This is a genomic window from Flavobacterium notoginsengisoli (genome assembly GCF_042686225.1).
Classification (GTDB): Bacteria; Bacteroidota; Bacteroidia; order Flavobacteriales; family Flavobacteriaceae; genus Flavobacterium; species Flavobacterium notoginsengisoli.
The window spans coordinates 169,363-195,957 of the sequence record NZ_JBHUOT010000006.1 but is presented as its reverse complement, the minus strand read 5'-3'; the positions used below and the strand labels follow the sequence as shown (position 1 = coordinate 195,957).

Sequence of the window (26,595 nt, the reverse complement as noted above, 5' to 3'; positions counted from 1 at the left end):
CCCTTTTTTATATTTCAAAAGCATGCCTCCAGATAAATCTGGAGGTAATTCAATTTGATTAATTTAAAGAATTATCAAATTTTCTAATTAAAAAATCCCTCCGATAGGAACTTTTTTAATCTCTGAAATTAATTGTCCATCATTAGAAAAACCTTCAATTACAACTTGTATTTCTTTTTGCTGATTCTTTGGAATTTTAATTTGATAGTCCAAATGATCATTCGGCTCGATGTTTGGAAACCAGCCCAATGTGCCGAAATAATTAAGCTCATCCTGATTTGCAAATGGGGTGGTTTTGTAAATAAAGTCTTTTGCAAAACCTTTTGTCACGATAAATGTTGCAAATTTTGCTTTGAAATAATCGTTTTTTTGCCCGGTTTTCATGAAAATTTTAATTGTTCCATGTCCTGCACTTGTCATATCAGAGCTTCCAGTCTGATCAATGTAAATTTCATCTATTTGATCTAAAGTCAGATTGAAAAGCTGATTGAAATCGAAGACTAGAAAATTGTCAATATATACATTTGGAGAACTCGCAGATTCGCCCAGATAAGAACTTCTTCTCTCTTTTATAAATACACTGAAGTCACTTTGGTTAACACCGGTATTATAGCCATTTGAAGAGAGAAAATTCAGTACAGTTCCGTATTCTTTGCCATCAAATTTAAAGACTCTCGCCATAGGACTCATGTCAGCTTTATGAGTAAAAACTTCTTTTTTATAGGTGTTTTTTATTGCAACTTCTTTTAATTCACTCGCTTCTGTTTTAGGAGGTTGGTAAGTAAAAATATTGTCAGAGCTTTTTATTACCGGACAAAATGTTTTTTCGAATGATGGTCCCAAAACAAATCGAGGTTCATTTCGGGCAATTCGTGCTTCTATTTTGGTGGTTAAAGTAGTGTTTTTTTCATTGGTCATCTGTAGAGCTAAAACAGTCGAATCCTGAACAAAAAAATGTTCGAATTTAAAATCATTATTCTGATCGATAGTGGTTTGGTCAAATAAATTATTTTTTAATGCGATAAGAGAAATTTTGTTTTTAGAATTCGGTTTTAGTTCTTTCTCTACTTTTCCATTTATTGTAACTCCTTTTTCAAATTCATAACTAATTTTTGGTGTACCCGATTTAATATTATCCCACAAATATTTTCCTTTTTTCTGATTAAGCAATAAGAACTCTATATCTTGTCTTCGTGTTTTATTGTCCGGATCAAAATAAAAATAAGTATTAGTTTCAGGTTTCTCTAAATAGGCATTAAGATAAAAAGTCCCTAAAATTGTTTTCTTTTGATTGATGCATTCGCTTTTTTCAGGAAGAACACTAATGCTTAAATGCGCTTTATTAACTTCGGTTTTTCCGGATAGTACAATACTGTCGTTAGATGTTGCTTTGGCGTTTAGTGTTGTAGACAGATTTTTGCCTTCTTCAATGTAGGTTAATCTTTCTGTAATTTCATTTAAATCTTCATCTAGTACTCTAATCGTATTTACTCCATTTGATAAATATTTTTTGTCAAAATAAAATGGTTGTTCCGTTTTGTTGTTGTTGAAGGTAACTTCCTGTTGCATTGAATTTCCATTTTGTTGAATCAATACAGTGAATTTTTTATTTTGATAAGATTGAAGTCCTTTTTCATTTGTCTTTAAAACTACAAGTAAATTGTTTCTTGCAGGATTATTAGGAGCACTTAATATAAGACCGGTTTCTGCAATTTTGCCGAGAGGTTGTACTATTTTTAATTTATCATTATTTATTTTAAGCGTGTATTTTTCGTTTAAATCAGGGTTTAGATAAAAAACGCCGTTTCCCATTTGATTGGTGCGAAAGTGTGTGATTTCATTTGATTTAGAATCTAAAATAACGCCATCTGCTACTTCTATTCCTGTTTTATTGCAGTCTGTAATTTTAATTCCAATCAAATTAATGATGCCGTTTAATATAATTCCTCCTTCGGGGAATAAGTTTATTTCTGCCGTTTTCCAGCTAGGTTCATTGTTGTCAAATGTATATGGAGTATTTTTATCAATAACCTCAATAGTCTGATTAAAGGAATCGTCTTCCTTGAAATTATTCATCCAGTTGGTATAGAAATGAAAATGGTATTTACCAGGTTTAAATTTTTCATTTAAATGAATTCCGCCGGAAAAAATACCGTATTGTACAAAAAGCAATTGTTTTTGAATTATTTGATCTTCTTCATTATAAACGACTAATTGAACATTTGTAGTATTGCTGTTTGGGATATTGTTGTTTTTACTGAGAACATATCCTTTGAAGGCAATATCTTCATTGTTTATAAAAAGGTTTTTATTGAATTGTACATGGATAATCTCGCGGTCCTGAGAAAAATAATCATTAAGGTATTTCGTGATTTTATCTTGATTAGAAATAACCTGTGCGAAAGATTGTAGGCAGAATAGAAAACTAAAAAACCTGATGATTAATTTCATACAAAGCAAATATTAAATACAATTATGATATTTATAATGTGGCTATAAATTTAATTGTAATATTTATCTGTAATAGTTAAAATGGTCATAATGTTTCTGAGTATTTATTAAAACGGGGTAATAATTAGAAAATGTGGCAATTATACCATTCTATTGATGTCGTATTTCTGTAGAGACGCACTACAGTGCGTCTACATTAGATAAGTATAAAATGTTTTTTTATTTTATACAGTAAACCCGACAGGTTTTTAAAAACCTGTCGGGTTTACTTTTGTTTATTAAGATTAGTATGTCAGGCTGAGCGAAGTCGAAGGCTACGTATCAATTAGAGCGCCCTTCGGCTTCGCTCAGGGTGACACAAGCTAATTAATCAGTATCGATTTTACATCGCTAAACTTTCCATCAATTTCACCAATTTGGAGACCTAAAATATGTGCAATTAAAGGATAAACAGAAACATTCTGAAATGTTTTTACCGTTTTATCTACTTTAAAAGCCGGGCCTTTAGCATAAAAAATAGCATGCATATCTTTTTCATTATTATCATAACCATGCGTTCCGCCTTTTATATGAGTACTTTCTTTGCTTACCAAGCTATATCCTTTTTCAGCTTCAATTACAAAATCATGTGCTCTTGGATTGGTTCCATAGTGCAATCTTTTTGGAACATCGGTTGATTTCCAGAATTTGATATGTGGTACTTTTTTTAAGGCTTTAGCAATAGAATCTTGAAATCCTGCTTTTGCCTGTAAGCTCATAATCGGATTAATAACATCTTTATATCCAAGCCATTCTGGTTTTAAATAATCTAAAACAGCTACTTTTTTATCATTACTTATATTGGCCATTCCGTGATCAGAAACAATAATTAGATTGATTTGTTTTCCGATTGGTAATTGATCTAGTCTTCGGGATAATTCACCCATAATCGAATCCATTTTGACTACTGCTTTTTTGGTTTCAGGAGAGAGTGGACCAAAATTATGACCAGAATGATCCGGTTCGTCAAAATATAAAGTAACCAGATGAGGTCGTTGTTTTTCGGGTAATTGTAACCATTTTAAAACCGTATCAACTCTTGCCCCGTATGGGATTTTACCATCGTATTTTTTGAAATAACTTGGATTTCTTTTGTCAATATCAGATCCCGGCCAGAAGAAAGAAGCTGTTTTTACACCTTGTTCTTCTGCTAAATTCCAAATCGGATTTCCTCCGTAAAATCGGGAATCATTTTTTGCATTACTTGATAATGAGAATGCCTGATCTAAAGAAGCATCATAAAAAACATTATTAATAATTCCGTGATGGTCTGGATAAAGTCCTGTTACTATTGAATAATGATTTGGAAATGTTTTACTCGGATAAGAAGGTTTCATTGATTTGGCATGAACGCCTTCTTTTGAAATTTGTTTTAAGTTAGGAAGATTATACATTTTGCCATAATCCCAGCGAAATCCATCCATGGAAACTAAAACCACATAATTGTCTTTGCTGTTTTGAGCTTGTAAAATGAAAGAAAATGTAAAGAAAAGTAAAGATAGGAGCAGGATAAAATATTTTTTCATTTTTGAATTTATTATAAGGGCAAAGGTAGAGATAACAGATTTTTTAAAGAAAAAGAGAATGTTAAATAAAAAGTGGTTGCCACAAATTGCACTAATTTCCACGAATTTTTTTTCTTTTCAGCCACAGATTAAAAGGATTTTTATTTTATGCAGATTATAGATTATAAAAATTAAATTAATATGCTTGAATTTGTAAAATCTGTGTAAAATTTTTTTAGTGTATCCAATAAAGAAATCCTTTTAATCTGTGTAATCTGTGGCTACTTTTTACAAGCAAAATCATTCGTGGAAATTAGTGCAATTAGTGGCAAACAAAAAAAAAGCGCCAGATAAAAATCTAGCGCTTTTAAGTTTTAAGAAGAGAATGAATTACATCATTCCAGGCATTCCGCCTCCCATTGGCATTCCGCCTCCGGCATTTTCTTCTTTAATATCAATTAATGCACATTCTGTAGTTAAGATCATTCCAGAAACAGATGCAGCGTTTTCAAGAGCCACACGAGTTACTTTTTTAGGATCGATAATTCCAGCAGTAAGCATGTCTACATATTCGTCAGTTTTTGCGTTGTATCCAAAATCTCCTGAACCTTCAGAAACTTTAGCTACCACAACAGATCCTTCAAGACCAGCGTTTTCAACGATAGTTCTCAATGGAGATTCAACAGCACGAGAAACAATCTGGATTCCAGTTGCTTCGTCAGCGTTATCCGCTTTTAAGTCAGCTAAAGCAAGTTTAGCTCTTAATAGCGCCACACCACCTCCAGCAACAATTCCTTCTTCAACAGCTGCACGAGTTGCATGTAAAGCATCGTCAACTCTGTCTTTTTTCTCTTTCATTTCAACTTCAGAAGCAGCACCAACATAAAGAACAGCAACACCACCAGCTAATTTAGCCAAACGCTCTTGCAATTTTTCTTTATCGTAATCAGATGTAGTAGTTTCCATCTGACCTTTAATTTGGTTTACTCTGTTTTTGATGATATCAGCTTCGCCAGCACCGCTTACGATAGTTGTATTGTCTTTATCGATAGAAACTCTTTTTGCGTTTCCTAACATTTCGATAGTTGTATTTTCAAGAGTGTAACCTCTTTCTTCAGAAATTACAGTTCCGCCAGTTAAGATTGCGATGTCTTCTAACATTGCTTTTCTTCTGTCTCCAAAGCCCGGAGCTTTTACAGCAGCAATTTTAAGAGCGCCTCTTAATTTGTTTACTACTAATGTAGAAAGCGCTTCTCCGTCAACATCTTCAGCAATAATTAATAATGGTTTTCCTGATTGAGCAACTGGCTCTAAAACTGGAAGTAATTCTTTTAAAGAAGATACTTTTTTGTCGTATAATAAGATGTATGGAGAGTCTAATTCCACTTCCATTTTCTCTGGATTTGTTACGAAGTAAGGAGAAAGGTATCCTCTGTCGAACTGCATTCCTTCAACAACGTCAACGAAAGTATCAGTTCCTTTAGCTTCTTCAACAGTGATCACACCTTCTTTTCCAACTTTAGCGAAAGCAGTAGCGATTAATTCACCAATAACTTCGTCATTGTTTGCAGAGATAGAAGCAATTTGTTTGATTTTGTCTGAATCGCTTCCTACTACTTTAGCTTGTTTTGCTAAGTCAGCCACGATTGTTTCAACCGCTTTGTCAATACCGCGTTTTAAATCCATTGGATTTGCACCTGCAGCAACGTTTTTAAGACCTTCTTTTACGATAGCCTGAGCTAAAACTGTAGCCGTTGTAGTTCCGTCTCCAGCTAAATCATTGGTTTTAGAAGCCACTTCTTTAACCATTTGCGCACCCATATTTTCTAATGCGTCTTTTAATTCGATTTCTTTTGCAACAGAAACACCATCTTTAGTAACAGTTGGTCCACCAAATGATTTTCCGATGATTACGTTACGACCTTTTGGTCCTAAAGTTACTTTTACAGCATTTGCTAATGCATCAACACCACGTTTTAAACCGTCACGTGCTTCAATATCAAATTTTATATCTTTTGCCATTTTAATTTTTGTTTAAAGTTTGATTTGTTTCAAGTTAATGAAGTACTTAATTTCTAATACTTCGTACTTAATACAATATATTTTTTTTAGATAATTGCAAGGATATCATCCTCACGCATAATCAAATAATCAGTTCCCTCTAATTTTAGTTCTGTTCCTGCATATTTGCCATAAAGAACAGTATCACCAACTTTTACAGTCATAGTATGATCTTTAGATCCGTTTCCTACTGCAACTACAGTTCCTTTTTGCGGTTTTTCTTTGGCAGTATCTGGAATAAAAATACCTGAAGCAGTTTTGGTTTCAGCTGCAACAGGCTCAATAAGTACGCGGTCTGAAAGCGGTTTAATGTTTAAAGCCATGATTTTATATTATTATAAGTTATACATTTTTTTTATGTTCTATAAACTTTCAGAAATTGTGCCATGCTGTTAAAACTGACATTATTTCTTAAAAAAAATGCCAGCTTTGACAGGCTGGCATTAGATTTTATAGTGAACTAAGATTATTTAGTTGCTGGTGCTGCAGGAGCAGGAGTATTTCCTTGTGCAGGAGCTGCTGGTGCATTTGCCGGAGCTTCAGTTTTTTCAATGATTTTAGATTCAGTATCGCTTAAAGATCCAGAGAAACTTAAGCTTGAAAGTAAAATTAACACAATTAAAACAGTAGCTAAAGTCCAGGTACTTTTATCTAAAAAGTCAGTAGTTTTTTGTACACCACCTAACATCTGCGTTCCGCTGATAGTAGAAGACAATCCGCCTCCTTTAGGGTTTTGTACCATGATAACTACGATCAATAGAAAACAAACTATTGTGATTAAAACTAAAAAAATTGAAAATGTGCTCATTACTTAATTATTGTTATTGTTATTTTGTTGTAAAATCTTTATATCCGATATGCGGTCTGCAAAGAAAGTAATTTTTTCTGGATATTTCAAAATTAATATTTCATATGCCTGAATTGCTTTTGTATATTTCTTTTGTTCCAGATATACTCGGGCCAAAGTTTCTGTCATCAGATAAGAATTATCTTCAATAGTGCTTTCTATCTGAACTGCCGGGGCGCTGGTTCCAGGTTTGATTGGAGATATTTTCGGATTGGTTTCAATAAATTTATTGATAATTTCTGCTTTTTTCTGTCTTTCTTCTTCTCTCTCAGCTTCAATTTTAGCTTTTTCTTCGGGAGAAACTTCGTTTGAACGATCAATAGGTTCTGTTCTGGAAAGTTGCAGCCACTCCTGAAAAGAATGTTTTTCGTTAAGAGAAAAATCCAAAGGTTTGCCAAGTTCTAAATGTTCAGCAGCTGTTTTTGCAAATTGATTTGTTTCTTCTTCGACTTGTTCTTCTTCAATTTTATCAATAACTACTTCAGAAGCTGTTTCTAAAATTTCTTCTTTTATTTCTTCGTGAGTTTCTTCGGTGTTTTCTTTTGGTACTGCTGTTTCAGCTTCTTTTATCGAAGAAAGAATGGATCGCTCAATTGGATTGATCTTGAATTCAGGAATGATCATTTCTTCGATAACATCACCTTCGTCTTCGTCTTCTTCAATAGTATTTAAAATGGTCTGTTCAAAAACAGGATCAGTTTTAGGTTCTTCCGTTTTTACTGTTTCTTGAGGAATTATGTTTTCCGCTTCTTTAATAGAGCTTAAAATTGAATTTTGAATGCGATCGAATTTTGGCTCTTCAACTTGTTTTATAGATTCAGGTATAGAAGGGGTTTCTGCTTCTTTAATAGAACTTAAAATAGAATTTTCAACACGATCAATTTTTACTTCTTCTGTTTTTACTGGTTCTATTTCGGGTAAAGTTTCGGTTTCTTCTACGAGATTTGTAACTGATTCTTCAGTATCTATTTTAGTTTCAGCTTCGATTATTGGTTTTTCATAAATAACAGAATGCGCTTCTTTAATAGCAAGGAAAATAGACGGATCTATTTCTGTTATTTTTTTAGGTTCTTCTGCTGTTATTGGTTTTTCAAAAGTAATTGTTTGTGCTTCTTTAATTGCAAGAAAAATCGACGGATCAATTTCAGGAATGTTTTTAGTCTCTTCCGTTATTACTGATTCTTCAACTTTAATTGGTTCCTCAGCTTTTATTATTTCCTCAATTTTTACAGGTTCTTCCGTTTTTACAAATTCTTCAACTTTTATAGCTTCTACAGCCACAGGAGTTTCAACTGATGAAATTGGTTCTTCTTCAATATCTGTTTTGATTTCGATAGCTTTCTGGATTTGTTCCGGAGAAATTATCTCGCTGTCAAAAACAGTAATTTGCAAAAGATCCCTAAGTTTTTGTTCGTAGAAATCATTTTGAATAGAAGTAAAAGCCTCCGAAGTTATAAAATCAAATAAAACCGAACGATCTGAAGTATGAGCAGCAGTTACCTTTAAGGCATAATTATACTTAAAACTGTTTTGATTATAAAGTCCTTTTAATCGTAATGCACGTGCACTTTGAAAATAGGGGAATTCATTCAGAACACTTCCTAATGCATCCGCCTGCTTTTCTGTGATAGCATCCGGTTTGTTCATTAAGTAGGTATAATCGGTAACGTTCATTTTTTTGTTTTTTTTTAATCGGTTAATTGTTTACTTGTCTTTGAAAATCGATTGGAATGTTAACCGATTCAACAAATAAAAATTTTACCATTTTGCCAATGATTCATTAAAAATATCCTGCGTAATTCTTTCAAAAATAACTCTGATGGCTTCATTTAATACAGATCCGGTAGGAAGGTCTCTACCTGGGAAATCAAAGTAAAATTCAAATGGTTTCTCAAAATCATCTGTTTCTTTTTTCTTGTTTATGAATCTAACATTGACACGAATAGACAAACGGTTTTGTGCTGCCTGCTGGTCTGCTGTTGCTGTCATTGGTGTAATTCTGTAATCTACGATTTCTCCTTCGTAAGTCAAATCACCGCCCGTACTCACAAGGTTTAGATTGGTCTGATTCATAATCAAATCCTGCAAAGCCAATGTAAAAGTTCTGTCGATTCCGGGTTCAACTAAATCAGCATTGTTTTGAAAAAAGTTAACCTGAAAGGTTTTGGCATCAATTTTTCCAGTTCCTGTAAAGTTGTAAACAGAACAACCACTAAAAGTTGTAGTAATAAGTAGAATAAAGATGTATTTTAAGTATTTCATTTTTTTGTTTAAGAGTTGTTTGACCAGTTTGTCGGTGCTTGGTCAAAGATATTCATTTTCGTTTAAAAAACATTTTGTGTCTTGGTCTCTTTGCGGCAAAACTATAAATCGAATTGTTTGATTTTGCGATATAAAGTCCTTTCAGAAATACCTAATTCATCTGCCGCCGCTTTACGTTTTCCTTTGTTTTTTTCTAATGACTTTTTGATCATTTCGATTTCTTTTTGTTCCAGGCGCAAAACTTCTTCCTCTTCGATCGTTTCAGCAAATAAATAATTATCGTCTTGTATTTGATAATTGTCTTCACGAACAGCAGGTGTTGTCATGACCGCCGTTCTTGGTTCTTCTTCAAAATCAATCTCGCTGTCATTTTCCTGGTTACCGTATATTTTCTGAATTAAATTTGGATTAATATCCTGAACTTTAGAAGTGCCGTTTTTCATTAATTCTAAAGTCAGTTTCTTTAAGTCGTTCAGATCGCTTTTCATGTCAAAAAGCACTTTATATAAAATGTCTCTTTCTGTACTAAAGTCACTTTCTTTTTTGCTGTCGTTGATAACAGAAGGCAGATTGCTTCCTTCGGCAGGCAGATACGATTGTAAAGTTGCGAGAGTGATATCTCTATTTGTTTCTAAAACGGAAATCTGCTCGGCTACATTTCGAAGCTGACGAATATTTCCGCTCCATCTGAATTTTTGCAACAATTGTATTGCATCATCGTCCAGTCTTAAAGGAGGCATTTTATATTTATGAGCAAAATCGGCTACAAATTTTCTAAATAACAAATGGATATCGTCATTTCTTTCGCGTAAAGGCGGTAAGGTAATTTCAACAGTGCTTAAACGATAGTATAAATCTTCACGGAATTTACCTTTTTCGATAGCGTTAAATAAATTCACATTTGTTGCGGCAACAATACGCACATTTGTTTTTTGAACCTGAGACGAACCTACTTTTATAAATTCACCATTTTCTAAAACACGCAGTAATCTTACCTGAGTTGTCAATGGCAGTTCTCCAACTTCGTCTAAAAATATTGTTCCGCCGTCAGCCACTTCAAAATAACCTTCACGAGTGCTTGTCGCACCTGTAAAAGCACCTTTTTCGTGACCAAAAAGTTCACTATCAATAGTTCCTTCCGGAATAGCTCCGCAGTTTACTGCAATATATTTACCATGCTTTCTGTGCGAAAGCGAATGTATAATTCTAGGAATATTTTCTTTACCAACACCACTTTCCCCCGTTACCATAACCGAAATATCAGTTGGAGCAACCTGAATGGCTTTTTCAATGGCACGATTTAATTTTGGATCATTACCAATAATCTCAAATCGCTGTTTTATTGCTTGAACTGTTTCCATGTAGTTTTTGTTTCAAGTTTTTTATTTGTTTCAAGTTTCAGGTTATGCCTAAAAATTAAAACTTTGGCTTGTATTTTTTTCTTTTACCACAGATTAATGCGGATTAACTCAAGTTTTCTTTTAAATCCGTTAGAAATGTGTATTATTAAATTAACCACAAATTACACAAATTAGCGCAAATTCTGTTTATGAATTTATCAATCTTTTGTGTACTAATGATTTGTTTTTAAAGTTTGCAATTATTCCAACAGGAGTATCCGCAAGCTTCATGTAATTTAATGTTTGAGCAAGATGATCATTACTGATTTCTCTAACTGATTTTACTTCTAATATTATATCTTCATAAACTATAAAATCGGCATAAAATTTATGAGGCAAAATAACTCCTTTTTATTCTATTGAAAATTCCTTTTCTCGATGATAAGGAATGTTGTTGTTTTTGAATTCAATTTCTAATGTATCTTTATAGACAATTTCAAGTAATCCAGGGCCTAGTAATCTATGTACTTCCATACATATGCCTACAATTTGATAATTTTGATCTTTCTTGTAGTAATATTCGTTTGTATCGATCATGAATAGTTAATTTGCGGAAATTTGTGAAATTTGCGGTTATAAAAACTAATTCATCTCAGAATATCCAATGGCTTCACCCTTTAAAGTTCCACTAGTACAGCTTGTGATTTTTACATTTACAAAATCTCCAATTTTATAATTCTCTTTCGGAAAAACAACCGTAATGCTTTGAGAGTTCCTTCCGGAGAATTCTTCTTTCGATTTTTTAGAAACTTTCTCGACTAAAACTTCAACCGTTTTTCCAACAAACTCCTCGCTTCTAAACCAGGCATGTTTTTGTTGTAAATCGACAATTTCCTGTAATCTTCTGGCTTTGGTCTCTTCTTCAACATCATCTTTCATTTTTCTTCCGGCTAAAGTTCCCGGGCGTTCAGAATACGAATACATATAGCCGAAATTATATTTTACATATTCCATCAAACTCATGGTGTCCTGATGATCCTCTTCTGTTTCAGTTGGGAAACCGGCAATCATATCTTGTGAAATCGAAGCATCTGGAACAATTGCTCTAATTTTATCAATCAAAGCCATATATTCCTCACGAGAATGCAGACGATTCATTTCTTTTAAAATTCTGTTACTTCCGGACTGAACCGGCAAGTGAATATGTTTACAGATATTTGGATATTTCGCCATCACATGTAAAATACTTTCGTGCATATCCTGCGGATTTGAAGTCGAAAATCGAATACGCATTTTAGGAAAACCAACAGCAACCATTTCTAGCAATTGATCAAAATCAACAGCAGTTGCTTTTTGCATTTCAGAAGCATTTACGAAATCTTTTTTCAAACCGCCGCCGTACCAAAGATAACTGTCAACGTTTTGTCCCAAAAGAGTAATTTCCTTAAAACCTTTATCCCAAAGATCTTTAATTTCATTCATAATACTTTGAGGTTCACGGCTACGCTCACGGCCACGTGTAAAAGGTACAACACAAAACGTACACATATTATCGCAACCACGAGTGATTGAAACCAAAGCTGTAATTCCGTTACTCATTAAACGAACAGGCGAAATATCTCCGTACGTTTCTTCTTTTGACAAAATTACGTTAATGGCGTCACGGCCTTCTTCAACTTCAGCCAGTAAATTCGGAAGATCTTTATAAGCATCCGGTCCAACAACAAGATCGACAATTTTTTCTTCTTCCAAAAACTGACTTTTCAAACGTTCTGCCATACAACCCAAAACACCCACTTTCATTTTTGGATTTGTGCGTTTTACAGCATTATATTTCTCTAAACGTTTACGAATTGTTTGCTCTGCTTTGTCTCGGATAGAGCAAGTATTGACCAAAACCAAATCGGCTTCTTCAAGAACAGAAGTAGTGTTATATCCTCCGTCAGATAAAATGGAAGCTACGACTTCACTATCCGAAAAATTCATCGCACAGCCGTAACTTTCTATAAAGAGTTTTTTAGTATTCTCAGGTTTATTTTCCAGAACAAGACTTTCGCCCTGCTTGCTTTCTTCAATAATCTTTTCCATTGTAAAATTTCAAAGTGCAAAGATAGCGTAATTGAAACGAATATGACAAGATGTCAGATAAAGAATTAACAATGTTTTCAGAAATGTTGATTACTAGTGTTTTGAGTTTTGTTTTTCATGATAAGAAGCTATTTCCAGCTTTCCACTTCTTGTCCTCATAAAAAAAGCAAAGTTTCTAATATTATAAAAAGAGCTTCCGTTGGTCGCTTTTTTATAACAAGAAACTTTTGCTTTTTTTACTCCGGGCAATCCGTTACGATCTGGGCTAGGTCAATCCGTTTTAAAAGAAAATAAATTGAGTTTTAATTTAGTTCATGTTTTTATAATCTCAAATCTGAAATTAAAAGGGATTTCTCGGTCATAAATCATTAAAAGTTGTACCTATATATATAATCGAGATTATTACAGATAAATCTGCAATTTTAAGTTTCATAATATCAAAATACTTCAAAAATGCATTCGTAAGGTTAATATTTAAAAAAAATAGATACTTTTGTTGCAGAAAAATAGAGCAATGGCAAAGAATTTAGTAATAGTGGAGTCACCTGCAAAGGCGAAAACGATCGAGAAATTTCTTGGAAACGATTTTCAGGTGGAGTCAAGTTATGGACACATAGCAGACTTACCATCAAAGGAAATAGGAGTAGATGTAGAAAATGGTTTTAAACCTAAATATGAAGTTTCTCCGGATAAAAAAGCCTTGGTAACGAAACTAAAATCACTATCTAAGAATGCCGAAACGGTTTGGTTAGCAAGCGATGAGGACCGCGAGGGAGAGGCTATTTCATGGCACTTGGCGGAAGAATTAAAACTGGATACAAAAAAGACCAAACGAATTGTTTTTCACGAGATTACAAAATCAGCGATTCTTAAAGCAATCGACAATCCAAGAGAAATTGATTATAATTTAGTAAACGCACAGCAGGCACGTCGTGTTCTGGATCGTTTAGTAGGTTACGAATTATCTCCGGTTTTATGGAGAAAAATTAAAGGGGGACTTTCAGCAGGTCGTGTACAGTCAGTTTCTGTACGTTTGATCGTAGAAAGAGAACGCGAAATTCAGAGTTTTAATGCAGTAGCAACCTATTCAATTGTTGCAGAATTTGTAAACGAAGCCGGAAAAGCTTTCAAAGCAAAACTTCCTAAAAACTTCAACACTAAAAAAGAAGCCGAAGATTTCTTAAATCAAAACATCGGTTCTAAATATAAGGTAGCCGATTTAGAAACTAAACCTACCAAAAAATCACCAACATCACCTTTTACAACTTCAACATTGCAGCAGGAAGCAGCAAGAAAATTGTATTTGCCGGTTGGAATCACAATGCAATTAGCACAGCGTTTATATGAGGCCGGACTCATTACTTATATGAGAACGGATTCTGTAAATCTTTCTAAAGAAGCGATGGACGCAGCTGAAGCAGAAATCATCAAATCATACGGAAAAGAATATTCGAAACCTCGTGTTTTTGCCAACAAAAACAAAGGAGCTCAGGAAGCGCACGAAGCAATTCGTCCAACAGACATGTCTCGTCACTCTGTAAATATAGATCGTGATCAGGCTCGTTTATACGATTTGATTTGGAAAAGAACGTTGGCTTCACAAATGAGTGATGCGCAGCTGGAAAGAACAAACGTAAAAATTGAAGCGGATAATCACAGTGAAATTTTTACAGCTTCCGGAGAAGTATTGCTTTTTGAGGGTTTCTTAAAAGTGTACTTAGAAGGTCACGATGATGATGAAGAAGAACAGGAAGGGATGCTTCCGGCTTTAAAAGTAAACGAGAAATTAGTTAATAATTATATTACAGCGACAGAAAGATATTCAAGACCTCCGGCACGTTATACAGAGGCTTCTTTGGTTAAAAAATTAGAAGAACTGGGAATTGGCCGTCCGTCAACTTATGCACCAACAATTTCAACGATTATCAATAGAAATTATGTTGAAAAAGGAACATTGGAAGGTCAGGAACGTAATTATACTCAACTGACTTTACAAAACAGTAAAGTAGGAGAGAAGTTGTTGAAAGAAAATACAGGTTCGGATAAAGGAAAATTAGTTCCTACAGATATTGGTACTATTGTTACTGATTTCTTAGTGAAGAATTTCGGAAACATTTTGGATTATAATTTTACTGCAAAAGTTGAACAGGATTTCGACGAAATTGCCGAAGGAAATATCGACTGGGCTAAAATGATGCAGGATTTCTACAATCAGTTTCATCCAAATGTAAAAGAAGTTGAGGCAAATGCAGAACGTGAAAGCGGTGAAAGAATTCTTGGTAAAGATGCTGACGGAAGACAAGTTTCAGTTCGTTTAGGAAAATTTGGACCAATGGCTCAAATTGGAGAAGCAGACGATGAAGATAAGAAATTCGCCAGCTTAATGGCAGATCAAAATATAGGAAACATTACTCTTGAAGAGGCTTTAAATTTATTTTTACTTCCAAAAAGTTTAGGAGAATATAAAGGAGAGGAAGTTGAAGTAAATAACGGTCGTTACGGTCCTTATGTTCGTCACGGAAGCGTTTTTATTTCACTGCCAAGAGGAGAAGATCCGTTAAATGTATCTAAAGAAAGAGCTCAGGAATTAATTGATGAAAAAGCACTTGCAGATGCTCCGATCGCTGTTTATAAAGGCGAAGGTGTTCAGAAAGGTGTGGGGCGTTTTGGTCCTTTCATTAAATGGAACGGACTTTTTGTGAATGTGAGCAAAAAGTACAATTTCGACAATTTATCACAAGCAGATGTAGAAGAGCTTATTGAGGATAAACTTCAGAAAAACATTGATAAAGTTCTTCACAATTGGGAAGAAGAAGGAATTGTAGTAGAAAAAGCCCGTTGGGGAAGATCTGTGATTCTAAAAGGTAAAATCAAAATTGAATTAAGTAAAGATGTTGATGCAACACAGTTAACATTAGCTCAGGTTCAGGAAATGATTGCTGCTAAAACGCCTGCAAAGAAAACAGCGGCAAAAAAGACAACAACAACTAAAAAAGCCCCTGCTAAAAAAGCGGCTGCTAAAAAGAAATAAGTATAGATGGAATTTGATTTTCTAGAACCAGTTAATGATGTAATTGTAAAATTCGTCAGTGCACTGTCTTCGCAAGAACTTGGAAGCAAAGTTGTTTTTCATACCCAGGATCAGTTTCCTGATATTGATAAAATTAATATAGCCATAGTTGGTGTTTTAGAAGATCGTACTAATATCAATATGATTAACGAAGTTAATCTTTCGGCTGTACGTAAAAAAATATATAGTATGTTTCCTGGTAACTGGGATGCTTCAATTGCTGACTTAGGCGATATATTGGCAGGCGATTCTGTTGAAGATACTTATTTTGCAGTTAAAAAAGTTGTAGCGGCTCTAATCAAGAAAAAAGTAATTCCTATAGTCCTGGGAGGTTCTCAGGATTTAACCTACGCTTTATATCGTGCTTACGATGATTTAGAGCAGATGGTTAATTTGGTTGCAGTAGATAATAAATTCGATTTTGGAAAAGAAAATGAATCAGTTTCTGCTAATTCATATCTGACTAAAATTATTATAGATGAGCCAAATAACCTGTTTAACTACTGTAATATAGGGTATCAGACCTATTACAACTCCCAGGAAGAAATCGATCTGATTGAAAAACTCTTTTTTGATGCTTATCGTCTGGGAGAAATTTCAAATAAAATTACTTTGGCAGAGCCGGTTTTTAGAGATGCAGATTTAGTGAGTTTTGATTTGAATTCTGTAAAGTCTTCTGCTTCAGGAAATACGGTAACTTTTGAGCCAAACGGATTTAACGGAAAAGAAATTTGTGCTTTGTCAAGATACGCAGGTATCAGTGATAAAGTTTCTGCGTTTGGAGTATTTAATCACAATAGCACAATGGCTGAATCGGTTATTATTGCTCAGATTGTGTGGTATTTTATCGAGGGATATCACTACCGTTCAAAAGAGTATCCGTTCGGAAGCCGTGCCAATTATCTTAAATATATAGTTCCTCTTGAAGATGAGGAATTGATTTTCTATAAAAGTGATAAAACAGATCGCTGGTGGATAGAAATTCCTTTTCAGTCAAATGGTCACAATAAGTTGAAAAGAAATACGTTATTACCCTGTTCTTATGAAGAATATTTGTCAGCTTGCAATCAGGAATTGCCAGAAAGATGGTGGAAAGCACAGCGAAAAAATGCTTTATAAGAGTAAAATTTAAGGTAAATCTTAAGTTTTTAAAAACGGTCAAAAAGAGTTAAAATTAATTAGTAAGAAAATAAATATATATTATAAAAATTAACGTTTTACATCGATTTTTTGACGCAGTTTATCGATAAAATATTTTTTTTTTATTTTATTTAACATTATTTTTGAACGGTAAAATAAATTTCGCAAGTAGTATTGTTTTTTAGATAAATAATAAATACGTTTACGGACTTTTAATAATGAATAGATAATCCAAATTTATATGAAGAAGTTTATTGCATTTGCAGCAATGTTAACACTGGTAATTGGCTGTGGTAAGTCAGGTGACAAAGGTGAATTAGTTGGTGTTACAGGAGGGAAATGGCATCCTGAAAAACCTTATGGAATGACTTTGGTTCCGGGTGGATCTTTTATTATGGGTAAATCGGATGCAGATTTAGCTAACGTGGAAGATGCTCCTACTAAGACTGTAACTGTTCGTTCATTTTATATGGATGAAACTGAAATTACAAATAGTGAGTATCGTCAATTTGTGGAGTGGGTAAAAGACTCTACAATGAGAGTTCGTTTAGCGATCCTTGCTGATGAAACAGGGCAGAAAGCTACTGACGGAAAAGGAAAAAAAGGCGGAAGTATTGCTGACTATGCTTTCAATGATTCTGATCCGGAAAAAATGACGGCTTATGATAAATATATGTACGACAACTACTATAGTGTTGGGACAAAAGATGATCCGTACGCGGGAAGAAAATTAAACAGAAAAGTAAAATTAATTAAAGATACAAAAGCTTATCCGGATGAGTACTATACTGAAGTTATGGATTCTATGTATTTGCCAATTGAAGAATCATACAATGGTTTAAGAACAATTGATGTAAATAAATTGAAATTCCGTTATTCTTGGATGGATATTCAGGCTGCTGCAAAAGCTAAAGTTGGAAAAAGAAGTGATTTCGTAAAAACGGAGCAGGTAAATGTTTATCCTGATACGGCAGTTTGGATTAAAGATTTCGCTTATTCATATAATGAGCCAATGCATAATGATTACTTCTGGCACAAAGCTTATGGAGATTATCCTGTAGTTGGTGTTACCTGGAAACAAGCTAAAGCTTTCTGTGCTTGGAGAACATTAAACAAAAACAGTTATATCAAATCTAAGAAAAAAGGTCGTGACTTGGTTAATGCTTTCAGATTGCCAACTGAGGCAGAATGGGAATATGCTGCCAGAGGAGGTCTGGAGTCTGCAACTTACCCTTGGGGAGGCCCTTACACTAAAAGTGACAGAGGTTGTTTCTTAGCCAACTTCAAACCAAGCAGAGGAGATTATGCTGCAGACGAAGCATTATATACTGTAGAAGCTAAATCTTATGACGTAAACGGTTACGGATTATATAACATGGCAGGAAACGTTTCAGAATGGACTGACTCAGCTTACAATCCAAACGCTTATGAGTATGTTTCTACAATGAATCCAAACGTAATTGATGGTAAAAATCAAAGAAAAGTGGTTCGTGGAGGTTCTTGGAAAGACGTTGCTTATTTCCTACAGGTAAGCACTCGTGACCACGAATATGCTGATTCTGCCAGAAGTTATATCGGATTCAGAACTGTGCAGGATTACATGGGTACTCAGGTAACTGGTAACGGTAACGGAAGCAAAAGAAAGTAATTTTATAATTTTATCAATATCCAACAAATCTATTTTAAAACCTAAAAAAAAGTATTATGGCATTATTAAGTAAAAAAGCAATGAATTTCGCTTATGGTATGGGAGCGGCAGTAGTAATCATTGGAGCTTTATTCAAAATTACTCACTTTGAAATTGGACCATTAACAGGAACAGTTATGCTTTCGATAGGATTGGTAACTGAAGCGTTAATTTTTGCGCTTTCTGCTTTCGAACCAGTTGAAGACGAGTTAGATTGGACTCTTGTTTATCCTGAATTAGCAAACGGACAAGCTAGAAAAAAAGCTGATAAAGTTGAAACTCCAACTGATGCTCAAGGATTATTATCTCAAAAATTAGATTCATTATTAAAAGAAGCTAAAATTGACGGAGAATTAATGTCAAGTTTAGGAAACAGTATCAAAAACTTCGAATCTGCTGCTAAAGGAATTGCTCCAACTGTAGATTCAATCGCAGGACAAAAGAAATATTCTGAAGAATTATCTGTTGCTGCTGCTCAAATGGAATCATTAAACAGTTTATATAAAGTACAGTTAGAAAGCGCTTCAAGAAATGCTGAGGCTAACAAAGAAATCGCTGAAAACGCTTCTAAATTAAAAGAACAAATGGCTTCTATGACTGCAAACATTGCTTCTTTGAACAGTGTTTACGGTGGTATGCTTTCTGCAATGAGTAACAAAGGATAATTAGTTTTTAACTAATATTAAATTTATTAATAAAGAACTAATTAGAAAAAAATGGCAGGAGGAAAATTAACCCCTAGACAGAAGATGATCAACCTGATGTATCTGGTTTTCATCGCAATGTTGGCAATGAACGTCTCAAAAGAAGTTATTTCAGGTTTCGGTTTGTTTAACGAAAAATTTGAAGCTTCTAACGCAACATCAATAACAAATAACGCCACTTTATTAACAGCTTTGGATCAAAAAGCAGCTGAAGCAAAAGGAGAATTTGCAACTGCAGCTCAGAGTGCTCATAAAGTTGAGGCAATTTCAAAAGATTTTTACGCTTACATTGGAACTTTAAAAGCTCAGGCTTTAGAAGGATTTGAAGTAGATAAATCAACAGGAAAATTACCATACGAGTCTATGGACAAAGGTGATAATATCGATAACTGGTTTACAGGAGATGGTTACACTAAAAAAGGTGATGAAATTATTGCAAAGATCGAAAAATATAAAGCTGATATTAAAGCAGCTTTAGGAACCGATAAAAAGTATGCAGGTATTATTGCTGAGGTTAACAAAAAATTTGATCTTTCTGATGTAAAAAACAAAGACGGTATAAAAGAAAAATACTTAGCTTACCATTTTAAAGGATTCCCTGCAATTGCATCTGCTGCTAAACTTTCAGCTTGGCAGAATGACGTTCAGAAAGTAGAAGCAGACGTTTACAACAGTGCTTTAGGAAAAGCTGCAGTTGCTGCTGCTTCTTATAGCAATTACCAGGCAATTGTTGTATTGGATAAAAATGCTTATTTCCAGGGAGAGAAAGTTACAGGTAAAGTTGTTTTAGGTCGTTATGATGAAAATACTATACCGGAAAGCGTAACAGGAGCTACATTAGATGCAGCTACTGGACAAGCTAGAATTAACCTGACAGCTGGTAGCATTGGAGAACAAAATATTGGTGGACAATTCAACTTCGTTGAAGATGGTAAAAAAATTAATTTACCATTTAAAGGTACTTATGTTGTAGTTCCAAAACCAAACTCTGCTACAATTTCTGCTGATAAAATGAATGTTGTATATAGAGGAGTTGTGAACCCGATTTCTGTATCTTTCGCTGGTGTTGCTGATAATAAAGTTGTGGCTAGCGCTCCTGGATTATCTTCAGCTGGAAAACCAGGAAAATATAACATGAATCCAGGTCAGGGTACTGAAACTACAATCTCTGTAACTGGTACATTGCCAAATGGTGATAAAGTAACTGATAAGAAAACATTCAGAATTAAAGGTATTCCTGGGCCAACAGGAACAATTAGAGGAGAAATGGGAGTTGTTAAAGGTCCTAAATCTAACCTAGAGGTGGCTACTATTGGAGCTAAATTACTTGATTTTGATTTTGAAGTTGGTTTAGATGTTGTTGGATTCAATATGAAAATTGCTGGACAGCCAACTGTGGTTGTTACAGGAAACAAAATGAATGCACAATGTAAACAAGTACTTTCAAGAGCAGGTAAAGGAGATCAGGTTACTATTTCTGAAATTAAAACTAAACTGGTTGGTGCTGGTAGTTATTTGTTGCCAAGAACTGCTCCGGTAATTTACGAAATACAATAATAAAGTAGTTTAAAACTACGTTCAATATCTTATAATGATATCATGATGAAAGTAAGAAATTTTTTAATAGCTATTGTTTCTATCGCTGGAGGTTTTGCTTCTAATGCGCAATCTAATTTGCTAAATGCAAAAACACCTGATCAGATTGGACTTAAAACTCCTGCTCAACTTATATCTGATAATGATAAGCCTTTGGCTTATGGTTATGTAGATGATAGGGATATCCTGATGGGTAAGACAACATGGGAGATTATTGACTTAAATGAAAAAATCAATTTTCCAATGTATTTTCCGGTAGATACAGCTAACATTGGTTCTAACAGACGTTCTTTATATGACGTTCTAACTAAAGCTATTAAAGGTGGAAAAATAACTGAAGTGTATACTGATAGTTATTTTAATACTAAAAAATCAATGAAAGACATCGAAGGGTCATTATCTCGTATTGATACAACAGATGCAGGTAGAGAGTTGATTAACCAATACCCGGATGATTATAAATCACGTGTTGTGAAGAAAAAAGTAGTTACCGGTAAAGGAAAAAACAAAAGTGTATCTTATGTTGAAGAAACAGTTGGGCCAACAAGAACAGTCCCTGCTGAATATATCTTAAAACAAGATCTTACTGCTGCAGATGTTACTCAGTATAAAATTAAAGGATACTGGTATTTTGACAAACGTCAAAGTGAATTGAAATATCGTCTACTTGGAATTTGTCCTGTAACTCCTGACGTTTATACAATGAATAGTGACGAAAAGGATTATATTGAATTGTTTTGGGTATTCTTCCCAAATGCCAGAGAAGCGCTTCATGAAGCAAAAGCTTTTAATGACAATAATTCAGCTCTTCCAATTTCGTTTGATCAGATTTTGAATTCAAGACGTTTTAATGCTGTAATCTACAAAGAGGAAAACCTTTATGGAGACAGAGCAATTAGCGATTACATGAAAGACAACGCTCAAAACCAGTTGTTAGAATCTGAAAGAGTGAAAGAAAAAATTCGCAACTTCGAACAAGATATGTGGAACTACTAAGTAGTACCTAATCAAATATTTGAAAAACTCTTACTACCTTTGTAGTAAGAGTTTTTTTTATGTAGATAATTCAGGTAATTTGGTTTTAAGAGTTTAAAAAAGTATCAAATTTTTACAATTTTATTTATGTAAGAAAAATAACAATATTTATAATAAAATTTCGTTTAATGTCTTATAATAATTATTATGATGAAAGTGAGAAATTTTTTAATTGCTATTGTTGCTGTTGCCGGAACTTTAACTACTTATGCACAATCGAATTTACTTAATGCCAAAACTGCTGATCAGATTGGCATTAAGACACCTGCACAAATGATATCAGATAATGACAAGCCTCTTGCTTATGGTTATGTTGATGATCGGGACATTTTAATGGGGAAAACGGTTTGGGAAATTATTGATTTAAACCAGAGAATTAATTTTCCTTTGTACTTTCCTGTAGATTCAGTTAATATAGGTCCAGATAGACGTTCTCTTTATGATGTTTTAACTAAAGGAATTAAATCAGGCAAGATAACTGAAGTGTATACAGACAGTTATTTTAATACCAAAAAGTCTTTAAAAGATATTGAAGGAGCTTTATTTCGTGTTGATACAACCGATGCAGGAAGAGAGCTTATTAATCAATATCCTGATGATTACAGATCTCGTGTTGTCAAGAAAAAAGTAGTAACTGGAAAAGGAAAAAACAAAAGTGTTAATTACGTAGAAGAAACTGTAGGTCCGACCAGAACAGTTCCTGCTGAATATATTTTGAAACAAGATCTTACGGCAGCAGATGTGAGTCAGTATAAGATTAAAGGGTTTTGGTATTTTGATAAACGTCAAAGTGAATTAAAGTATCGTTTACTTGGGATTTGTCCGGTTACTCCTGATGTCTATACAATGAATAGTGACGAAAAGGATTATATAGAACTGTTTTGGGTTTTCTTCCCTAATGCACGAGATGTGCTGCATGAAGCAAAAGCGTTTAATGAATACAATTCAGCTCTCCCAATTTCATTTGATCAAATTCTAAATTCAAGAAGATTCAATGCAGTTATTTATAAAGAAGAAAATGTTTACGGAGACCGAGAAATAAAAGATTATATTAAAGATAATGCACAAAGTCAGTTATTAGAATCAGAACGTGTAAAAGAGAAGATTCGAAATTTCGAAGAAGATATGTGGAATTACTAAGTAATGAATCAAATTATAAGAGAAACTCTTGCTACCTTTGTAGTTAGAGTTTTTTTATTTTATCTACATTGCAAATGCTTGATTATTTAATCGTCGGATCTGGATTGGCTGGAATTTCTTTTGCCGAAGTTGCCCTTAAAAACAATAAATCTATTTTAGTTATAGATGATAAATCTCAAAATTCATCCAGAATTGCTGGAGGTTTATATAATCCGGTTATTCTGAAACGTTTCAGCGAAGTTTGGAATGCCAAAGAACATTTAGTTTTAATGAATGAATTCTATGATCAAGTTGAAGAGAAACTGCAGGAAAAATTCAATTATAAAATGCCTATTCTTCGAAAGTTTTTTTCAATTGAAGAGCAGAATAATTGGTTTGCTGCTTCTGATAAAATAAACTTAGCTCCATTTTTATCCACCAAACTAATTACTAAAAAATACCAAGGTATTGATTCTCCTCATAATTATGGAGAAGTGCTGCATACAGGTTATGTTAAAACGGGGCAATTGTTAGAAAGTTATAAAGCTTATTTAAAAAATAATAATTTGCTTCTGGAAGAATCTTTTCATAGTTCTTTCTTAGAAATTCTTGAATCTGGAATTCAGTATAAAAGTATTAAAGCCCGCCATATCATATTTGCAGAAGGTTTTGGACTACATAAAAATCCATATTTTAATTATCTTCCTTTGGATGGAACGAAAGGAGAATTGTTTCTGATAAAAGCACCTGATTTAAAATTAGACCTAATTGTGAATACAAGTGTCTTTATTTTACCAATAGGAGGTAATTTGTTTAAAGTTGGTGCAACTTACAATTGGCATGATAAAACGGATCTTCCAACAGAAGAAGGAAAACAAGAACTTATAGATCGAATTAAAGAAATTATTACCTGCGATTTTGAGATCATAAAGCATTTTGCTGGAGTAAGACCGACAGTTGCGGATAGAAGACCTTTAGTTGGTACTCACGAAGCATACCGTTCTATTCATGTTCTTAACGGATTAGGAACGCGAGGTGTGATGCTCGGGCCGGCATTAGCAAAAATGTTGTACGAGCATATTGAAAACGGAACGCCTATAGACCGAGAAGCCGATATTAAGCGATTCCATAAAAGATATTTAAAAGGGATTACTTTCGGCCAGCGTTAGGATCATAAGAAACAAACATATTAATGTATAAGTTTCTGGATAGACGAAGTACAAAAGGAAATAAAACGACCAAAGTCACGATAATAGCGATAAAGGATTGCTCGATATTAGCTCCAAAAAATACAAAAGAGATGATAAAAGCAGCAATTCCGACAGCAACATTCAAACCGTAGCTTACATACATAGCGCCGTAAAAGAACGACGGTTCAATTTGATATTTGAATCCGCAGTGGCTGCAGTTTTCATTCATTTTTAGAACTTTACTCAAATGAAGCGGATTTTTGTCTTCATACATGCTTTCATTTTGGCATTTTGGACAACTTCCTGTTAAAATACTATTTAGTTTCGATCCTTTTTTTAACATTTGCAAAAAATTTAAACAAAGGTACGATTTTTCAACCTTTACTGCTGATAACAATAGTTATAAATTATGCTTAATATACACAATCTTTCCGTTTCTTTTGGAGGAACCTATTTATTTGAAGAAGTAACTTTCCGTTTAGGAGCTGGAGACCGAGTAGGTCTTGTTGGTAAAAACGGAGCAGGTAAATCTACCATGCTAAAAATGTTGGCAGGAGATTTTAAGCCAGATTCAGGAGTTATTTCTCAAGAGAAAGATATCAAGATGGGTTTCTTACGTCAGGATATTGATTTTGAACAGGGAAGAACCGTACTGGAAGAAGCTTATGAAGCTTTTACTGAAATCAAAGTTGTAGAAAAGAAGCTGGAAGAAATCAACCATCAATTGGTTACCAGAACGGATTATGAAAGTGAAGAATATGCAAAAATCATAGAAGATCTTTCTGATTATACGCACCGTTTTGAACTTTTGGGTGGTTATAACTATGTTGGAGATACAGAAAAAATTCTTTTAGGTTTAGGTTTTAAAAGAGAAGTTTTTAATAACCAAACCGAAACTTTTTCTGGTGGATGGAGAATGCGTATCGAATTGGCAAAATTACTGTTGCAATCGAACGATGTATTACTTCTGGATGAGCCAACTAACCACTTGGATATCGAAAGTATTATTTGGTTAGAAAATTTCCTTCGTAATTATCCTGGAGTCGTTGTGATTGTGTCACACGATAAAATGTTCTTGGATAATGTTACGAATAGAACCATCGAAATTTCTTTAGGAAAAGCATACGATTTCAATAAGCCGTATTCTCAGTATTTAGAATTGCGTCATGAGATTCGCGAGAAACAATTGGCGACTCAAAAGAATCAGCAGAAGAAAATTGAAGAAACAGAAAAATTAATCGAAAAGTTCCGTGCCAAAGCCTCAAAAGCTTCCATGGCGCAGTCGTTAATTAAAAAATTAGATAAAGTAGAAAGAATTGAAGTTGATGAAGACGACAATTCTGTAATGAATATTTCTTTTCCAGTTTCAAAAGAACCAGGAAAAGTAGTAATCGAAGCTGAAGATGTAACCAAAGCCTACGGCGATAAAACGATTCTGAAAGACATTAGTTTATTAGTCGAAAGAGGAAGTAAAATTGCCTTTGTTGGTCAAAACGGACAAGGAAAATCGACTTTTATCAAAGCTTTGGTAAATGAATTTGAATACAAAGGAAATATCAAATTAGGACATAATGTACAATTAGGATATTTTGCCCAAAATCAGGCGGAACATTTAGATGGAGAAATTACACTGCTTCAAACTATGGAAGATGCCGCAACCGACACCAATCGTATGAAAGTGCGTGATATGTTGGGAGCCTTTTTATTCCGCGGAGACGATGTAGAGAAAAAAGTAAAAGTACTTTCGGGAGGAGAACGTAATCGTTTGGCGCTTTGTAAGCTGTTATTACAGCCAATTAATGTTCTGCTGATGGATGAGCCTACCAACCACTTAGATATTAAGTCTAAGAACGTTTTAAAGGCTGCACTTCAAAAATTTGGAGGAACTTTGTTGTTGGTTTCTCATGACAGGGATTTCTTGCAAGGAATGTCGAATATTGTTTATGAATTCAAAGACCAAAAAATCAGAGAATATTTAGGTGATATCAACTTTTTCTTGGAACAGCGTAATATGGAGAATATGCGCGAAGTGGAGAAAAAAGATGTGATAAAAAATGCACCAGCTGCAAAAGAAAAAGAAACAAGCAAATTATCTTACGAAGACCAGAAAAAAGGAAAATCACTTCAAAACAGATTAAGTAAAATCGAAAGCCAGATTCAGCAATTAGAAAAACAGATTCAGCATGACGATAAAATGCTGGAAACTAATTACGATAAGCATATCGAAGATGCTTCGTTCTTTACGGCTTACAATAAAAAGAAAGAAGATCTAGAACAATTATTAATGGATTGGGAAATCGTACAGGAAGAGATTGATAGTTTTAATGCTTAATATTCTGTTTCAGGTTTCAAGTTGTAATCCTGGTAACTAAATTTTACCGCAAAGGACGCTAAGTTTTTTTATAGTTTGCCTTTAAGATGTAAAAAGTTCGCAAAGCTTTATTAATATAGCTTTGCGAAC

19 protein-coding genes and 1 pseudogene are annotated in these 26,595 nt (G+C 33.9%); 9 read left to right on the top strand and 11 right to left on the bottom strand.

Translation table 11 applies throughout. The annotated features are described in order from the left end of the window. Positions 1-87: 87 nt before the first annotated feature. The 10 genes and pseudogenes from ACFS3A_RS15115 to miaB form a co-directional block, all read right to left on the bottom strand. A complete protein-coding gene (locus tag ACFS3A_RS15115; protein WP_379826404.1) occupies positions 88-2,451 on the bottom strand; it encodes a hypothetical protein in 2,364 nt (787 codons plus the stop codon). 362 nt (positions 2,452-2,813) lie between these two features. Continuing rightward, on the bottom strand, positions 2,814-4,016 hold the full coding sequence (locus ACFS3A_RS15110; protein WP_379826403.1) for an alkaline phosphatase family protein: 1,203 nt from the start codon (positions 4,014-4,016) through the stop codon (positions 2,814-2,816). A 369-nt stretch (positions 4,017-4,385) separates the two neighbouring features. Further along, positions 4,386-6,017 (bottom strand): chaperonin GroEL, encoded by a 1,632-nt coding sequence (groL, locus tag ACFS3A_RS15105; RefSeq protein ID WP_177210785.1) that lies wholly within the window; start codon positions 6,015-6,017, stop codon positions 4,386-4,388. 86 nt (positions 6,018-6,103) lie between these two features. Next, positions 6,104-6,379 carry a co-chaperone GroES gene (locus tag ACFS3A_RS15100; protein WP_012023920.1) on the bottom strand — a complete coding sequence of 92 codons (276 nt, stop codon included), beginning with the start codon at positions 6,377-6,379 and terminating at the stop codon, positions 6,104-6,106. Between the two features lie 143 nt (positions 6,380-6,522). Next, entirely contained in the window at positions 6,523-6,864 is a 342-nt protein-coding gene (gene secG, locus ACFS3A_RS15095; protein ID WP_144215270.1) for a preprotein translocase subunit SecG, read from the bottom strand. A 3-nt stretch (positions 6,865-6,867) separates the two neighbouring features. After that, a complete protein-coding gene (locus ACFS3A_RS15090; protein ID WP_379826402.1) occupies positions 6,868-8,577 on the bottom strand; it encodes a tetratricopeptide repeat protein in 1,710 nt (569 codons plus the stop codon). 84 nt (positions 8,578-8,661) lie between these two features. Beyond that, positions 8,662-9,165 carry an LptE family protein gene (locus ACFS3A_RS15085; RefSeq protein ID WP_379826401.1) on the bottom strand — a complete coding sequence of 168 codons (504 nt, stop codon included), beginning with the start codon at positions 9,163-9,165 and terminating at the stop codon, positions 8,662-8,664. 101 nt (positions 9,166-9,266) lie between these two features. Then, positions 9,267-10,526 carry a sigma-54 interaction domain-containing protein gene (locus ACFS3A_RS15080; RefSeq protein ID WP_379826400.1) on the bottom strand — a complete coding sequence of 420 codons (1,260 nt, stop codon included), beginning with the start codon at positions 10,524-10,526 and terminating at the stop codon, positions 9,267-9,269. 186 nt (positions 10,527-10,712) lie between these two features. Further along, positions 10,713-11,102: pseudogene (locus ACFS3A_RS15075) on the bottom strand (GxxExxY protein). Between the two features lie 45 nt (positions 11,103-11,147). Continuing rightward, on the bottom strand, positions 11,148-12,593 hold the full coding sequence (gene miaB / locus ACFS3A_RS15070; protein ID WP_379826399.1) for a tRNA (N6-isopentenyl adenosine(37)-C2)-methylthiotransferase MiaB: 1,446 nt from the start codon (positions 12,591-12,593) through the stop codon (positions 11,148-11,150). A gap of 514 nt (positions 12,594-13,107) precedes the next feature. Between miaB and topA the strand changes: the two genes are divergently transcribed. From topA to ACFS3A_RS15030, 8 genes are all read left to right on the top strand, one after another. After that, positions 13,108-15,624, top strand: coding sequence for a type I DNA topoisomerase (gene topA / locus ACFS3A_RS15065; RefSeq protein ID WP_379826398.1), 2,517 nt, complete (start codon positions 13,108-13,110; stop codon positions 15,622-15,624). Between the two features lie 6 nt (positions 15,625-15,630). After that, entirely contained in the window at positions 15,631-16,782 is a 1,152-nt protein-coding gene (locus ACFS3A_RS15060; protein ID WP_379826397.1) for a formimidoylglutamase, read from the top strand. Between the two features lie 262 nt (positions 16,783-17,044). Next, a complete protein-coding gene (gene porK / locus ACFS3A_RS15055) occupies positions 17,045-18,451 on the top strand; it encodes a T9SS ring complex lipoprotein PorK/GldK (protein ID WP_379826396.1) in 1,407 nt (468 codons plus the stop codon). A gap of 56 nt (positions 18,452-18,507) precedes the next feature. Then, positions 18,508-19,155 carry a type IX secretion system motor protein PorL/GldL gene (gene porL / locus ACFS3A_RS15050; RefSeq protein ID WP_379826395.1) on the top strand — a complete coding sequence of 216 codons (648 nt, stop codon included), beginning with the start codon at positions 18,508-18,510 and terminating at the stop codon, positions 19,153-19,155. 51 nt (positions 19,156-19,206) lie between these two features. Then, on the top strand, positions 19,207-20,751 hold the full coding sequence (porM, locus tag ACFS3A_RS15045) for a type IX secretion system motor protein PorM/GldM (protein ID WP_379826394.1): 1,545 nt from the start codon (positions 19,207-19,209) through the stop codon (positions 20,749-20,751). 45 nt (positions 20,752-20,796) lie between these two features. Next, entirely contained in the window at positions 20,797-21,786 is a 990-nt protein-coding gene (gene porN, locus ACFS3A_RS15040) for a type IX secretion system ring subunit PorN/GldN (protein ID WP_379826583.1), read from the top strand. A gap of 189 nt (positions 21,787-21,975) precedes the next feature. Beyond that, on the top strand, positions 21,976-22,965 hold the full coding sequence (porN, locus tag ACFS3A_RS15035; protein WP_379826582.1) for a type IX secretion system ring subunit PorN/GldN: 990 nt from the start codon (positions 21,976-21,978) through the stop codon (positions 22,963-22,965). Between the two features lie 74 nt (positions 22,966-23,039). Then, the gene (locus ACFS3A_RS15030; RefSeq protein WP_379826393.1) at positions 23,040-24,113 is read left to right on the top strand and encodes an NAD(P)/FAD-dependent oxidoreductase; all 1,074 of its coding nucleotides are present in this window, start codon (positions 23,040-23,042) and stop codon (positions 24,111-24,113) included. On the opposite strand, the gene ACFS3A_RS15025 is transcribed toward ACFS3A_RS15030, so the two are convergent. After that, complete coding sequence (locus tag ACFS3A_RS15025) at positions 24,094-24,477, bottom strand: DUF983 domain-containing protein (protein ID WP_289665219.1); 384 nt, start codon at positions 24,475-24,477, stop codon at positions 24,094-24,096. The two genes, ACFS3A_RS15030 and ACFS3A_RS15025, sit on opposite strands and share 20 nt — an antisense overlap. Before the next feature lie 66 nt (positions 24,478-24,543). Here ACFS3A_RS15025 and ACFS3A_RS15020 point away from each other — a divergent pair, with 66 nt between their 5' ends. After that, a complete protein-coding gene (locus tag ACFS3A_RS15020) occupies positions 24,544-26,466 on the top strand; it encodes an ABC-F family ATP-binding cassette domain-containing protein (protein ID WP_379826392.1) in 1,923 nt (640 codons plus the stop codon). Positions 26,467-26,595: the final 129 nt, after the last annotated feature.